This is a genomic window from Myroides sp. WP-1, assembly GCF_014145635.1.
GTDB lineage: Bacteria > Bacteroidota > Bacteroidia > Flavobacteriales > Flavobacteriaceae > Flavobacterium.
This window is the reverse complement of sequence record NZ_JACHTC010000010.1, coordinates 62,266-77,824: the sequence shown is the minus strand read 5'-3', so window position 1 is coordinate 77,824 and position 15,559 is coordinate 62,266. Positions and strand designations below refer to the sequence as shown.

At 37.3% G+C, this 15,559-nt stretch carries 12 protein-coding genes; 3 read left to right on the top strand and 9 right to left on the bottom strand.

Annotated elements, in window-relative coordinates:
- Window positions 1-7: 7 nt before the first annotated feature.
- On the bottom strand, window positions 8-1,111 hold the full coding sequence (gene msrB, locus H4K33_RS10545) for a peptide-methionine (R)-S-oxide reductase MsrB (RefSeq protein WP_182648694.1): 1,104 nt from the start codon (window positions 1,109-1,111) through the stop codon (window positions 8-10).
- 274 nt (window positions 1,112-1,385) lie between these two features.
- Here msrB and H4K33_RS10540 point away from each other — a divergent pair, with 274 nt between their 5' ends.
- Window positions 1,386-2,021, top strand: coding sequence for a LysE family translocator (locus H4K33_RS10540; protein ID WP_182648692.1), 636 nt, complete (start codon window positions 1,386-1,388; stop codon window positions 2,019-2,021).
- A gap of 42 nt (window positions 2,022-2,063) precedes the next feature.
- Here H4K33_RS10540 and H4K33_RS10535 read toward each other — a convergent pair whose 3' ends face one another.
- The 8 genes from H4K33_RS10535 to H4K33_RS10500 form a co-directional block, all read right to left on the bottom strand.
- Complete coding sequence (locus H4K33_RS10535) at window positions 2,064-2,456, bottom strand: RidA family protein (protein WP_182648690.1); 393 nt, start codon at window positions 2,454-2,456, stop codon at window positions 2,064-2,066.
- Window positions 2,457-2,535: 79 nt separating this feature from the next.
- Complete coding sequence (locus H4K33_RS10530; RefSeq protein WP_182648688.1) at window positions 2,536-3,342, bottom strand: helix-turn-helix domain-containing protein; 807 nt, start codon at window positions 3,340-3,342, stop codon at window positions 2,536-2,538.
- 873 nt (window positions 3,343-4,215) lie between these two features.
- Entirely contained in the window at window positions 4,216-5,454 is a 1,239-nt protein-coding gene (locus H4K33_RS10525) for an MFS transporter (protein WP_182648686.1), read from the bottom strand.
- 28 nt (window positions 5,455-5,482) lie between these two features.
- A complete protein-coding gene (locus tag H4K33_RS10520) occupies window positions 5,483-5,803 on the bottom strand; it encodes a rhodanese-like domain-containing protein (protein WP_182648685.1) in 321 nt (106 codons plus the stop codon).
- A 171-nt stretch (window positions 5,804-5,974) separates the two neighbouring features.
- Window positions 5,975-6,637, bottom strand: coding sequence for a metalloregulator ArsR/SmtB family transcription factor (locus H4K33_RS16670; protein ID WP_182648683.1), 663 nt, complete (start codon window positions 6,635-6,637; stop codon window positions 5,975-5,977).
- 238 nt (window positions 6,638-6,875) lie between these two features.
- Window positions 6,876-9,344: a phosphocholine-specific phospholipase C gene (locus H4K33_RS10510; RefSeq protein ID WP_182648681.1), complete on the bottom strand. Its 2,469-nt coding sequence runs from the start codon at window positions 9,342-9,344 to the stop codon at window positions 6,876-6,878.
- Between the two features lie 5 nt (window positions 9,345-9,349).
- Entirely contained in the window at window positions 9,350-10,822 is a 1,473-nt protein-coding gene (locus tag H4K33_RS10505) for a SusD/RagB family nutrient-binding outer membrane lipoprotein (protein ID WP_182648679.1), read from the bottom strand.
- A 17-nt stretch (window positions 10,823-10,839) separates the two neighbouring features.
- Window positions 10,840-14,007 carry a SusC/RagA family TonB-linked outer membrane protein gene (locus H4K33_RS10500; RefSeq protein WP_182648677.1) on the bottom strand — a complete coding sequence of 1,056 codons (3,168 nt, stop codon included), beginning with the start codon at window positions 14,005-14,007 and terminating at the stop codon, window positions 10,840-10,842.
- A 339-nt stretch (window positions 14,008-14,346) separates the two neighbouring features.
- Here H4K33_RS10500 and H4K33_RS10495 point away from each other — a divergent pair, with 339 nt between their 5' ends.
- Together H4K33_RS10495 and H4K33_RS10490 are read left to right on the top strand one after the other, a co-directional pair.
- Window positions 14,347-14,694, top strand: a complete 348-nt coding sequence (locus H4K33_RS10495; protein ID WP_182648675.1) for a CidA/LrgA family protein — start codon at window positions 14,347-14,349, stop codon at window positions 14,692-14,694.
- Window positions 14,691-15,392: an LrgB family protein gene (locus H4K33_RS10490; protein WP_182648673.1), complete on the top strand. Its 702-nt coding sequence runs from the start codon at window positions 14,691-14,693 to the stop codon at window positions 15,390-15,392. Before H4K33_RS10495 ends, H4K33_RS10490 begins: the two co-directional genes overlap by 4 nt.
- Window positions 15,393-15,559: the final 167 nt, after the last annotated feature.

The following is a 15,559-nucleotide window of genomic DNA, read 5'->3' as shown; positions in this document are numbered from 1 at the left end:
GACGAAATTACTTTCGTCCTTTTCTTTTATCTTCAAGCAAGGGCAAATATTGTTCGTACCCCTCAGCTTTCATTTCCTCTTTTGGAATAAAACGCAAAGACGCTCCATTAATGCAATAACGCAATCCTCCTGTTTCGGCTGGTCCGTCGTTAAACACATGTCCTAAATGAGCATCCCCTGTTGTACTTCTTACTTCTGTTCGTTGCATGCCGTGTGTATTGTCTTCTTTTTCCTCAATCAACTTGGTGTCAATCGGTTTAGAAAAACTTGGCCACCCACAGCCTGCATCGTATTTATCAGTCGAAATAAATAAAGGCTCCCCTGTGGTAATATCCACATAGATTCCCTCGCGAAATTCCTTCCATAACTCATTGCTATAGGCTCGTTCTGTACCGTTGTTTTGCGTTACCTCATATTGTATCGCGCTAAGTTTTTGTTTTAATGTTTCTTTCTCTTGGCGTTGATAAGTCTTTTTCTTTTTAGGATTAGCCTTTCTTGCTACTTCAAATAAGTCTGCACCAATGTGACAATAGCCTCCTGGATTTTTATCTAAATAATTTTGATGGTAGTGTTCTGCATCGTAAAAATTGCGCAAAGGCTCTACCTCAACGACTATTTCTTTGGTGTACTGTTTAGCTAATTCATTAATTTTCTGAGTAATAAGAAATTTATCTGCTTGATCTTCATAGTAAATCCCCGAACGATATTGTGTTCCAACATCATTTCCTTGGCGATTTAACGTGGTTGGATCAATCGTCTGAAGGAATAAATCAAGTAACAACTCAAAATCAACCTCTTTGGGATCATAGGTCACCTTTACAGCTTCTGCAAAGCCCGTCGTTCCAGTAGTAACCTGTTTATAGGTTGGTTTTTCCGTATTGCCATTGGCATACCCTACTTCTGTACCCACTACACCTCTCACCTGTTGAAAAAAGTGTTCCGTTCCCCAAAAACATCCACCTGCAAAATAGATGACCTTAGTATCCTTGTTTTTTCTTTCTTCCATAACTTCTCCTTCTTTTACACTTGTTGTATGTTGATGAAAGCAAGTACTATTTGCTAATACAAATCCGCTAAACACCAATAAGAGTATTACAATTGCTTTTTTCATGTTGTTGTCTTTTTTCTCCAATTTATTCCTCTGCTGATCGTTGTAAATTAGTCAAAAAAGATACTGCCAATAGTTCAAAAACTAAAACTTTAAAAAGCTGTTTTTAATTGGGGTAGCATCTACTTGTACAACGTGTAATTATACTCTTTTTTTTTGATTAAAATTTGGTGTATTTCGAAAGAATAAAATAACTTTCCACAGAAAAAAGAAGAGTACTCACAACTTAAAAGTAAACAAAAAAACTTTATTTTTTCACTCATTCAAAAACAAACGTATGATTCCTTTACACGAACTACTTTTATTTGCCTTAGCTGCTTTAATCTTAGCCATTACTCCTGGCCCAAACATGGTGTATCTTATTTCTAGAACACTTTCTCAAGGACAAAGAGCGGGATTACTTTCTTTACTTGGAGTAATTTGCGGTTTTTTATTTCATATTATACTAGTATCCTTTGGATTAACAGCACTATTGTTTACCGTTCCCTATGCTTATGCTGTATTAAAATGGACAGGGGCCTTGTACTTGGTTTACCTCGCCTTTCAAGCATTAAAGCCCAATAGCAAAGGACTATTTGAAGTGGAAGAAAGTTTGAAAAAAGATTCCCCTTCTAAATTATTTAGCATTGGTTTTTTGACGAATGTATTGAACCCTAAAGTAGCTGTGTTTTACCTATCGCTCTTCCCTCAATTCATCAAACCGGCTTACGGTGCTATTTTTACGCAAAGTTTAACCTTGGGTATTACGCAACTAAGCTTGAGTTTTATAGTCAATTTTTCCATTGTATTATTTGCTGCCAAACTAGCAACCTTCTTTCAAAAACAACCTTTATGGGTCAAAATACAAAAGTGGTTTATGGGAAGTGTGTTGCTCTTTTTAGCTGCAAAAATGGCGTTATCTAAAGCAAAATAGCATAAAAAAAGAGCTTTAAATTAATTTTAAAGCTCTTTACTATTACCTCGCAGCCCAGATTTCAATTTCAATGGCAATTTCAGGTAATCCCAAAGCGGAAATATAGGCAATCGTCATTGAGGGATATTGTTTACCAAAGACCCCTTCCCATACGCGATCAAAATGATCCCAATCAATTTCTTTTGTTGACCAAATGTTTACTTTAATCACGTCATCTGCTGTTAGCCCTTGACTTGCTAATAAACCTTGGATATTGTCAAAAGTTAGATTGACTTGTTCGTTAAAGTCAGCTGGAATTACACCTACAGCGTCTATGCCTATTTGACCTGAAAAGGTATACAAACTAGCTTCTTTTGGAATGATAGTTACATGTGAATATTTCCCTACGGGATGAGGCACCGAAGTGGGATTCATTCGAACGATTTTGTTTTGCATTTTCTTGTGTTTTAAAATGATTATGCAAATCTACAATGCCTCATATTCCTAGAATTGGATAAAACCGACAGTATTAAAATTACTTTTTCTCTTCTTGTTTCCACTCTGGAAAATTAGATAATTTCTCCTCTGAATATTTCAAGAACTGAGTAGGATTATTGCCTGTAAAGGTTTTAAATTCTCGAATAAAATGAGATTGATCGAAGTAATTCTGCTGATAGGATAGATTGGTTAAGGAATCAAAACGCGTATTTTTAAGCAATTCTAAACTCGTTTGAAAACGCATAATACGAGAGAAAAGTTTAGGCGACATCCCTACATGCTGCATGATTAAGCGTTCTAACGTTCGTTCAGATATATTCATTTGCGTTTGAACCTCTACCAAAGATTGTCCGCTTTGCAATAAAGTAGAGGCAAACTTCGCTTTTTGATTATCATAACGCAAGGATTGAACTTGCTGGAAAACAAAATCTGAAAGTAATCCTATCTTCTCTTCTGTTGTTGACGCCTGTTGCAATTGATCAAGTAGCGAAGTAGAAACCAAGTCATCCAATGCTATATTCTGATTGGCTAGTTCTGAAGCATCTAACTTAAATATTGCTTTTAGAGCCGTGGGTTCGAGATAAGCTCCAATGATTCGAAAAGGTCCATCTACCAGTTGATTCGTATAAGTAGTAAAGGCTCCATATACATAGAGTTGAGGAGTATTTTGCTGTTGCTCATCACGAAATAAATGGGGTGTATCCTGGTAAATTAGAGCGGGAATCCCATCTGGTAGGATTTTAAACTGTTTACTACCCACCTGTTCTTCTCCGCTTTCCAATACCCAAAAGTAGCGAATATACGCCTGTAAAGCTGGAATGGGAAGAATCTCTTGGTAACGCATAACAGTGGCTTTTATCTATCAAAGATAGGGATTTAAATGTTTATAGGGTGAGGTGGTGAGGTGGTGAGGTGGTGAGCACAGACATCCTCTTTCCTCTTTCCTCTTTCCTCTTTCCTCTTTCCTCTTTCCTCTTTCCTCTTTCCTCTTTCCTCTTTCCTCTTTCCTCTTTCCTCTTTCCTCTTTATCTCACCTATTCTATATTGGTTTTTGTGTTCGATGAATATATCTCACCGAGTTTATATTTGTTTTGGTGTTCGATGAATCTACACTACGTTTCGATTTTCACTGCGTTTCGATTTCCTCTTTCCTCTTTATCTCACCTATTCTATATTGGTTTTTGTGTTCGATGAATATATCTCACCGAGTTTATATTTGTTTTGGTGTTCGATGAATCTACACTGCGTTTCGATTTTCACTGCGTTTCGATTTCCTCTTTCCTCTTTATCTCACCTATTCTATATTGGTTTTTGTGTTCGATGAATATATCTCACCTAGTTTATATTTGTTTTGGTATTCGATGAATCTACACTGCGTTTCGATTTTCACTGCGTTTCGATTTCCTCTTTCTTCTTTCCTCTTTATCTCATCTATTCTATATTGGTTTTTGTGTTCGATGAATATATCTCACCTAGTTTATATTTGTTTTGGTGTTCGATGAATCTACACTACGTTTCGATTTTCACTGCGTTTCGATTTCCTCTTTCCTCTTTCCTCTTTATCTCACCTATTCTATATTGGTTTTTGTGTTCGATGAATATATCTCACCTAGTTTATATTTGTTTTGGTGTTCGATGAATCTACACTGCGTTTCGATTTCCTCTTTCCTCTTTCCTCTTTCCTCTTTCCTTTAGTACCCCATCACGCCTAACTACCTCAAATTTTTCTTTCTTTCATGCGGATCCACACGACAATTCCAGAAATAAGTGTCAAGATTCCTGCAATATGCACCGCCCACATCAATCCGAAATAAGAACCTACAATACCTGCCATCAACGCCCCGATAGCATATCCCATATCTCTCCAAAAACGGTATACCCCTAAAGAAGATGCACGCCAATTCGGATGAGCTACATCACTTACTGCGGCAAGAAGGGCGGGATAAACCATGGCTGTTCCGACACCCAATAAGATTGAACCAAGTAAACCTGCGCTTAAAGGATCAAAGTAATTCAATCCGATAACAACATGCCCCAGTACTTGTACAAACATGCCCCAAACGATTAAGGGTTTTCTCCCCCATCGATCCGTTAGAGGACCTGTTACAATCTGTCCTAATCCCCAAACAACGGGATAAATTGCTTTAATCCATCCTACACCTTCCAACCCAACTCCCATAGACATAAACAATAGCGGAAATACCCCCCAAGACATCCCATCATTGAGGTTGTTAATCAGTCCGGCTTGAGAGATGGAAAACAAATTCTTATTTTTAAACGTTGTTTCTTTGAATACCCACCAAAGATTGGGTTTAACAATTTTATTCTGTGTCATTGATTCCTGTTGTTTTGCTTCTAATCGAGCAAATTGACGGGTATCTCTAACAATAAATACGGAGAGCAATAAACCGATAATAGTATAAGCAATTCCCAAGTAAAAAGGAGCGGGACGCAAGCCATAATGAGACGCGATATACCCCGTTGCTAGAGCCGTTAACCCTACGGCACCATAACCCGCAGCTTCATTTAATCCCATGGCCAAACCGCGACTCTTACTCCCTACCAGATCAATTTTCATGTTTACGGTCATCGACCAAGCTAATCCTTGACTAATTCCCAATAAAATATTAGCAAACAAAATCCAATTCCATGAAGAACCAAAAGCCAATAAAAAAGGGACGGGTAAACCAATCAACCAGCCTAAAACTAATACCTTTTTACGCGTATATCGATCTGCTAGTACACCCGAAATGAGATTAGTAAATGCCTTTACTACCCCAAAAGCAATAATAAAAGAAAAAACGACTACATCTGATTGAATGTGAAACTCTTCAGTTCCCACTAATGGAACAACCGTGCGTTCTAAACCTACCATCCCCCCCACCATCATATTCACCAACACCAAAAGAGTAAACTGCTTCCAGTTTTCTCGCAATCCCAATTTTATATTTTCCATGATACTCTTACGTATTTTTTTATTCTCTTTATTGCTGTTCTTCGCTCCAAGCATTCATTCCTCCCTGTAAAGACATCGCATTAAATCCCTTCGTACGCAATAATGCTGCCGCAGTTAAACTTAACTTCCCTCCTGCACAAACAGTAACAAGTAGAACTGTAGGGTCAAAATTTACCTCGTTAAAAACAGTTGGATCACCTGCTACCAACTTGTCGTAAACATCCAAATGTAGACTTCCTTCGATATAGTCTACTTCTCTTTGGTGCAAAGGTCTAATGTCCAAAATAAGAACACTTTTATGTGTAGCTAGCCATCCTCGCAACACTTCACTTGTTATTTCTTCTTTCATTGTTATTACTTGTTTATTGCTTGAAACAAAGATATACAAAAAACACAACTATTCAATAATTCAATTGAATAGTTGTGTTTAAAAATAAAAACATTAATAAATCAATTAGTTACAAAAAAAATGAGCAAATCAGATGATTGATTTGCTCATTTACTTTTATTTTACAACTATTTACTTTCCTGTTGGCAATCCTTTTATTTCCCATTCTGGATAACCTTCTTCTAAGCGAAGGACTTTAAACCCATTGTTGTGTAACAAGGCAACCGCTTCGTCCGCATAAACACAGAATGGACCTCGACAATATACTACAATAGTCTTTTTCTTAGCGAATTTTTTTAAAGCGTCTTTCAATTGGTGAATCGGCATGGATATGGCATGTTGAATATGCCCTCGCTCAAACTCCTGTTCTGGTCTCACATCCAATAATACAATCTCCTCTTCTGCTAACATAGTTGTTAACTGTTCGGCGTGAATTGTTGGTAAAGCTTCGTGTTGTTCTTGTCGAAAGTCATCGACTACTTTTCCTACCTCAGCATTAAACTCTATACCTAAAGTTCGCAGAGAAAGCCACGTTTGATATACGCTACTACTAGCTAAAGCATATAAAACAAAATTTCCCTGTTTTGTAACTTGAACTAACTTGGCGTTCTTCAAATTTTGAAGATGCTGAGATGTATTGGCCATAGATTGACTTATAGAGCCAGCAATTTGCTCAACGGTAAAAGGACCTTGCCCCAAGAGATCAATAATCTCTAATCGCACAGGATTTGCCATTGCTTTAGCTACTTTAGCTAATTCTGTATATACTTTGTCTTTAAATGCTCTTTTATCCACGTGGTAGTCTCTTGTTTATACACGATACTCTACAAAGATAAACAAAGTTGTTTGGTGTTTGGTGTGCGATGCTTGTCGTTTGTTGTAAAGTTTCTTCGTTTATAGGGGCTATCTTCTTGTTTCGGTAAAATTTACCGTCAACAAACAACAATCGACAAACAAAAAAACCAATCCCTACAAAGGATTGGCTTTCTTTACTTATAATCTTCTGTCAACCGTCAACTGTCAACCCTTTAAACTAGCTCCACTTCGAAAAACTAGCCATATAAGGATCTGTAATACTACTTGTACCATTTTCAATATGACCTGCATACTGATACAAAAATTGAGTATAATCTGCTAAAGAAATAACGACATCATACCATCCTTTGTACTTTGCATACTCAAGTGTTAGCGTATGTGTCGTTTGAGGTTGTACTTTAATCTTTTGATTCGCTTTGCTATAAACCACATCCTGTACGTAAAAGTATTGAGCTTGATTGGATTTATTTTTTAAAACTATAGTTACAGTCTGATCGTCCTTAACCGTAAAATCAATACCTACTTGAGGATCATTTACATTTCCTCTAAAATTGCGATAAAATCCATTAAAGCTATGTACACTAAAATTATAGATTCCTTGATCTAAGTGTTCACTTGCCCATTCATAGTGTAAAGTTTCTTTTTCATCCACACTAAAATTCCAATTCTTCCCTGTTAGTCCCTGAATGTTTTGATGTGCATACACTTGAATAGGGGCTAAATAGTCCTTGTTTTTTAGTTTATTAGACTGAATATTCATCTGCATATGTACGCCTTGATTATCAAGTGATGCATTAACATTGATATTATAGGGTAATCCACAAGCTTTTTTGGTTCCACTTTCTTGTTTTGGAAAGCGTTGTAGTTCATTCCAAACAGGATGTTGTTGCAGTTCTTGTTGGGTATAGGACACAAAACCATGCGGTAAATTTTTATCTCTTGCATTGAGGATACGCGCTACGTATTTATTGCGATCTACAAAATCGAGGTCTACTTTTTTCAGCTCATTTGCTGGTTGAAAAACGGAAGTCATATTACTACACGTTCCTCTTCTCCATAGGGAGATATTTTCTTCGATGACCTTTTTCCCTGTTTTCTTCTCAATAAAGTATTCTAAGAACTGTAAAGTTGAAGTCAAGTCACATACTTCCGAGTTCACCCATCCCCCTCTAGTCCAAGGAGAAGCTACAACCATAGGCACTCGATATCCCAATCCGATCGGGCTTGACAAAGCACTTTTACTATCTCTTGCTTTATCTTGAGCTAGGGTAACCCATTCGTCTTGAGTGTCAATTTTACTAGAAATTTTGCCTTGTTTTTCATCTGTACTCAACGGAGGTACAAAAGGAGCAACATGATCAAAATACCCATCATTTTCATCATAAGTCAAGATAAAAATAGTCTTTTTCCACACCTCTGGGTTTTTAGTCAAAATATCCAAGACCTCAGAAACATACCAAGCCCCAAACCAAGGCGCACCAGGGTGATCGGAGAAATTACAAGGAGCCACTAACCAACTAACCATGGGTAGTTTATCTTCTGAGACATCTTTTCTAAATTGATAAAGAATATCCCCTTTGGGAACTTCTACTTTCTTTGTTTCTCCATTTTCCTGATATTCAATTTCTTCTAATTGGTGATAGTCTGGGTCAGCTGTATTGGTAGCAAAAGCTTTATGGTGAATTTGCTGCTCAAAATCAGAGAGTTTTGCAAAAGATTCGGCACCGTATTGCACCAAATACTCCTCTAAAAGTAGGCGTTCAGCCTGTGCTTTTTGCAAAGCTTCTCCCGTTAGTGTTTCTTCCTCTATTTTTTGATTAAGGCGCTTCAGTTCCAATGCTTTGAATTGAATATGCGCTTTGTGAAAACGCACATTATACTGTTTGTAAAACTCTAAGTTGTTATCCGTAAAATTGGCCAACCATGATTCTTCCATATCCGTAAAACCAACAGGCAAACTCAATTCATTTTGATAGACGCGCCAAGAAATATTATTTTCCTCCAATCGTTCAGGATATGTTTTCCAACTTACATCCTTGTAGTTGATTTGTCCGTTATTGACATGCGCAATAGAATTGGGATCACGTGGATTTTCGCGGATAGCACCTGCCCAAAAATACGATCGATTGGCACTTGTTCCTGTTAAGGATGAACAAAAATGCTGATCACATACCGTAAAAGCATCGGCAAAAGCGTAGTAAAAAGGAATATCCTCACGTGTAAAATACCCCATCGTTAAGGGCATATGCGCATACTCTTTATTGCCGGGTTTCTTAGCGATTAACCATTGATCCATCTTCCCGTCATTTCTCGCCTCTACCATATCTTTCCAACTGTGAGGTAAGCTGCCCATCCACGTTATTTTGGTATTTTCAATATCCAATCGAAATGGACCATAAACAGTCTGATCACGATCTGTTTGAAACCAAACTGGCGCTTGATTCGGTTGGCGAATTACACGGGGATCATTAAATCCGCGTACTCCACTTAGTGTGCCGTAACAATGGTCAAAAGATCGGTTTTCTTGCATTAAAAACACAATATGCTCTGCATCGAGGAAAGTGGTTCCTGGATCAGCTTCAATACTCAATGCACGTTGTATAGAGGATGGCATTGCATTTAAAACAGTCATCCCCCCCATAAAAAGGGATGACGTTTTGATAAAATCTCTTCTTGTTGTACTCATATCTCTTATTTTAACCACCAACTAACGCCTCTAATATTGTCTGAACCGCTAAACTGACGATCTAATGCTTTTTGTAAATTCGCTTGATTTCGGTTGTATTCAGAACTCGGATATTGCCATCTCGTTGGAGCAGTAATCCCTTGTTGTAGTTTCAATGCGGGGAACCCTGTTCTCAAATAATCAAAGTAAATACTCATTCCAGCTTGGTGAAACATAATCAAGTACTTTTGCGTTAGGATTTGATTTAACTGTACCATCAGGTCCTGTCCTTTATAGCGAACTTCTTCTTGTTGGATGTATTGATCATATTGTTCTGCTGTAAAATAATGCCCTAACCCTTTGGCATATTGTGCGTAGTAATCAAAATTTCCCTTAATTCCCTTGAGATAAAACTCTTCTGCACTTCCTGCAATCCATCCTCTAGCTGCTGCTTCAGCTAAAATAAATTGAAGCTCTGCATAACTCAAAATCACATTGGTTTCTGTTGTCGGATCTTGGTAGTATCGATTTCTTACCTTGGAGATATTTTTACTTTGAACTAATTTTTCGTTCTCTGCATATGGCACAGTAGGATCTCCACCGTTATAACCTGCAAAATCATCTTCAGCCAGCCCTTGTTCTAATGCAGATGCAGTGCGCTGTGCAAAGACAAATAACCTTGGGTCTTTTCGTTCTTTCAATAGGTTAATAAATGTGGAAGACATATACATACTCGAACCATACGAACTCGAATTGAACTGAGGATAACGACTCCCTGCTTGGTCAAAGAATGTAATTTGTCCATTATCCGCATTATCTTGTAGTAAAATTCCTTTTTGATAAATTGAATTAAAGCGTTGAGCAATATCGATAGTTCCTACTTTTTGTTTTTTTGACAACGTAAGTAAAACTTTTAGTTTATACGATTCAATTAATTTTTCCCAACGACTCAAATTGCCATTATACACAATATCTCCTTGAAGGGATACTTCTTTTTTCAATACTTCTGATGCTTTATCTAGCTCTTCCAAAATACCAACAAATACCATTTCTTGTTCGTCATACTTTGGAAATGGGATTTTGTCTTCTCCTTTTAGAGCTTCTGAAAAAGGAATATCACCAAAGGTCAGTGTCAATTCATAAAAAAAATGAGCTTTTAAAAAGTGTCCAACAGCCAAATACTCTTCTTTTCCTGTGCGCACTGCCTCATCCATCATTTTTTGCGTTTGCAACAAATCTTTATAGCGATCAAATCCCTTACTGCCCCATTTGAGATACTGATACGTACTTTCTCCATCTGTTTGTATAATCATACGGGCTGCATACTCTTTATCAATATTTTGAAGTGAAAAAGCGGTTTTTTCAACTTTGGTCAACAATAAATAAGGATCAGTTTCCTTAATTTTATTGGGATCTTCATTTAATTTATCGAGATCATGGCATCCTACTACTGTGATCGCCAAGGTAATTGCATATAGGGTTCTAAGATATTTTCTCATGACTTTAGTTCTTGGTATTAAAATTTAACTTGTACGGCTAATCCGATCCAACGTGTTGAAGGGTCTTGGATATCGTTTTTATTTGCTGTATCGTAATCCGGATCCGAGTATAGTCCTTTTGATTTTTTCCACATGAAGAGGTTGTACCCTGTTAAAGAAGCGGACAATTGACTAATACGCTCTGACTTTACCATTGGTGTGAAATCATAAGACAAGCTTAATGTTCTCAATTTGAAATACGTACGATCGAATACGTTAGCAAATAATTTACTTTCTTTTTCAGTTACTCTTGCGCGATATGGATAGTTTTGTGCCCAACTCTGCCAGTTCACTGCTCCTGTATGCGTTTTGAAAACGCGGGTATCCGAAATCACATTACCTTGAACATCCGTTACTAATTCACCCGAAACAAGATTCACCCCATTCGGTACAAATACCGCATTTCCTGTTTTGTACTCTTCGTCTCTATATTGCACCGATTCAGGATGCTTTCCTCCCCACCACATTTTTTCTACTACTTCAGAGCGCATTACACCGCCCCAAATACCATCAATACCGATATTCAATCCCCAGTTTTTGTATTTGAAACTATTATTCCATCCCAAAGTCCATTTCGGATCTTTATGACCTAAATACGTTGCTTGTTTATTAGCTGTAGGCATCCCTGTTTTTTCATCTAGAATTACTTGTCCATCTGGCGATTTCATCCATTCCGTTCCATAGTAAGCGTCCACGCGATCATTCAGACGCAAGTCACCAAACTTCTCAGCACCTTCGTGAATTTTTGTTATGCGTCTTGTTCTAGTACTCCAGTTAATAGCTGAATTCCATTGAAAATTATCGTTTTTCACTACCGCTCCCGACAATGAAACCTCCCAACCATTTGTTGTATATTCATTTCCGTTAACTTTCATATTGTTAAATCCAGAAGCTTCTGAAACGGGATAGTCGATGATAAAGTTTGAATCTAATACGCGATAATAGGTTACATCTAAATTTAAGCGTTTCTTATAAAAAGCACTTGACAAACCAACCTCATACGTTTTTGATTTCTCAGGTAATAAATAAGGGTTTAAAATTGCATTGGGATATTCTACCATTTGATTTCCATTAAAAGCAGGAGTCACTGGCGAATAAGTTGACTGCAACTGATAAGGAGTCAAATCGCTGGATACGTTAGCCCAAGAAGTATACATTTTTAGGTAATCGATTTGTTCTGGCAGATCCACTAAGTTGGAGACAACCACACTGAGGGAAGCCGAAGGATAGAAATAAGAACGCTGACTTTTCGCCAGTGCTGAAGACCAGTCATTACGCCCAGCAAAGCTCAAAAAGAAAGCATTATACAAATCAAATTCTATGGTACCATACACACTATTTACAGCCTTTTTTTCTAAATAGTTTGTTGCAGTTACAGGACCTTTTGAATTTCCAAGGTTATGTACCCCTGGAACAGTTAATCCATCAGCCGCTGCAAATGAATTCGCAATGCGATAGTAACGAGAAGCAGCTCCTGCGTTCACATTAATATCAAAATTGTCAGAAATGCTCTTGTTGTACATCGCCAAGAAATCATAATCAATATCCAAACGTTCATTTTGCTCTAAACTATATCCACCTTCTCTTGAGGTACTGTAGTTAAAATATGACTTCGGACTTTGCAATTCTGTATTGTTGTTAGTAGAAATCATCGATGCTCTCCCTTGTAACATCAAATCTTCTGTTGCTTGATAACTCAAGCTCAATTGTGCGTTTGTAACATCTTTATTCCAAATGCGTTTAAAATATTCCGAACCAAACCAAGGATTATTATACCAAGCATAATTGTAACTTGCTTGTTTATATCCTTCCATTCCTGGCGTCCATAAATTGTTCTTTAAATCACGTCCATTCACGTCATCACCCATCCAAATCAAGATAGTATACATGTGTCCACTTGGATTATAGTCGTAATTTGGGACATTGGGTGCATGCACGCGACTATAAGCTAGCTTTGAGTTTAGCGTCAATTTATCAGTAAGATGCGTGGTTGATTTAAAATTCAAACTTCCTCTATACATACTTGTATTTGGCACGCGATCTTTGTTATAAGAAAAGTCTCCACCTAAGCGATACGATCCTTTTTCTGATTTACTCGTAACAGCAAAATTTGTTCGAGAGATAATTCCGGTTTCTAAAAATTCTTTTAAGTTATCGTGGTACTCCCAAGCAATAGGTACTCTCTCATAACGCGATTTATCATCGTATTGCGTTCCCTCTACGTTTCCGTACCAAGGAATCACGCTTCCTGTTTCTTTATCGCGAATAGGGCTATTCCATTGTGCTATTTTTACTCCAGGTTCAAATTTAGGTCCCCAAATCATATCCCCATCGCTAATTCCTCCATCTTTTCCATCCCAAAATTCATATTTACCGTTTGATCCACTTCCATATTCATTTTGTGTTTTCGGAAATAAAGTGTACCCTGCGCTAATCATGGTGTTTTGAGAAACCTCAACAGAAACGCCCTCTTTCTGAGCATTTTTAGTCGTAATCATAATTGCTCCATTACGTCCTAATGAACCGTATAATACCGAAGCACTTGTACCTTTTAACACGTTAATATTGGCAATATCCTCTGGAGAAACGTCGTAAAAATCTGTCGTAACGGGAATTCCATCAATTACAATCAACGGATCTTTACCTCTCAAAGAAAACTTGGGCGATTGGAGCATCCCTGGAGGGTTAGACACTTGCAATCCTGCTACCTGACCGCTCAACAAGCTTCCCATATTAGGAGTAGCTACTTCTTGTACTTTTTTTACATCTATATTTTGTGTTGCATATCCAATTTTTTTCTCTGCTTTGGAAATACCTAATGCCGTAATCACTACCTCATCTAAAGACGCTTGTTCAGGAACTAAAACAAAAGTAAAGTCGGTTGTTTTTTGAACTGCTTTCTCACTGTTTCTATATCCAATAAATGAAACAACTATCCAATCTTTCTCTTCTACAGTTAAGGAGAATTTTCCATTTAAATCAGTTGTTGTACCCACTGTTGTTCCTTTAATCACAACAGACGCGCCTGGTAATTCTAGTCCCGTTTCATCTTGTACTACCCCTGTAACGTTTCGCTTTTGTTGCGCATACGTTAGCGTTACACAAAATAGGAATACGGTATTCCAAAATAGTAATTGCTGTCTCATGGTTTTCTTTTAATTTAGTTGAGACAAATATTGTGTTTTCGCCTTGTATGCGTATTACGTAAAAAACAAGAATCCCCGTTTTTACTTTAACTAAGTATTAAGAATTACCCTAAATCGAAACAATAATATAACATCTATACACAACTCACTATACATCAACACCATAAACAACAATAATTTCATTCTACACGTTTTAATTTACAGAAATACCCCTCAAATCATTGAAGACATTCTTCTTTTTTTCAATAAATTTTAACGAGGATAACTGCGAAATTATCAGGTATTTGTCACTTTGCTCCGAATCCCTTTTAGTAATTTTGCACAAAAATCACATCCAAAATGAACGTAGTCAAACAAGTTGCAGTCATCTTTGGCTGCCTTGCCTTTGGTGAATTAATCATTTACCTCACAGACATCAAGCTTCCTTCAAGTATTATCGGTCTTATCACCCTGTGGACACTCTTGCAAACCCAAACCGTAAAAGTAGATGCCATTCAAGATATCTCGGGTTTTCTCATGCGCAACATGGGAATCTTTTTTGTTCCACCTTGTGTAGCCATGCTCAATTATTTTGATCTCCTTCAGGCCTCCTTTGTTCCTCTCATCGTAGCCACTCTACTCAGTACAGTTCTCGTTGTATGTATCACGGGATTCACACATCAACTTTTAAGAAAAAGAAAAAAATGAGTTTTTTATCCAATCCAACCTTTCTACTCTTTTTAGTCGTAGCGTTCTATGCACTCGGTCTTTCATTAACTGAAAAGTACAAATGGCTTGTTTTCAATCCTATTATTTTGTCAACCGCCATTCTCATTACCTACTTAGTGGTGCTCGATATTCCTTATGCGAGTTTCAGTCAAGCAGGACAGTATATTGATTTTTTCCTCAAACCTTCAATTGTAGCATTGGCAATTCCGTTGTACCTTAATTGGCCTGTTATTAAGAAACAATTATTTCCGATAGTCATCAGTCAATTAGCGGGTTGTATGACGGGGATTATCTCTGTTGTGTTGTTGGCGCATTGGACAGGTGCAGAACAAGAGATCATTTACTCTTTAGTTCCAAAATCAGTGAGTACTCCCATTGCCCTTGAAATCTCAAAAACAGTACATGGTATTCCCTCCATTACAGCCGCTGCTGTAATGATTGCAGGAATTTTTGGTAGCATGATTGGTTTTCAGGTCTTAAAAATAACGCGTATCAGCAACCCGATGTCACAAGGTATTGCATTGGGTACTTCTTCTCATGCTATGGGAACCATGAAAGCAATGGAAATCAGCAATAAATACGGGGCTTTTGCGAGTGTGGGTATGATTTTTAATGGCATTTTAACAGCCATACTAGCCCCTCTCATTTTGTCTCTTTTGATGCCTTTGCTCACATAAGTTGCTTTAGTTTTAAATTATTATTAAATTCAAAGCTGTAAACCATCTACAATAAAGCTTTTTGAGTAACTTTATAGAAAATAATACTAGTAAAAAAAAGAATGTACATCAAATTGACTTGTAAGAAGCTATTTTACAGATAGTATACCGCTTAAAACAAAAAATTG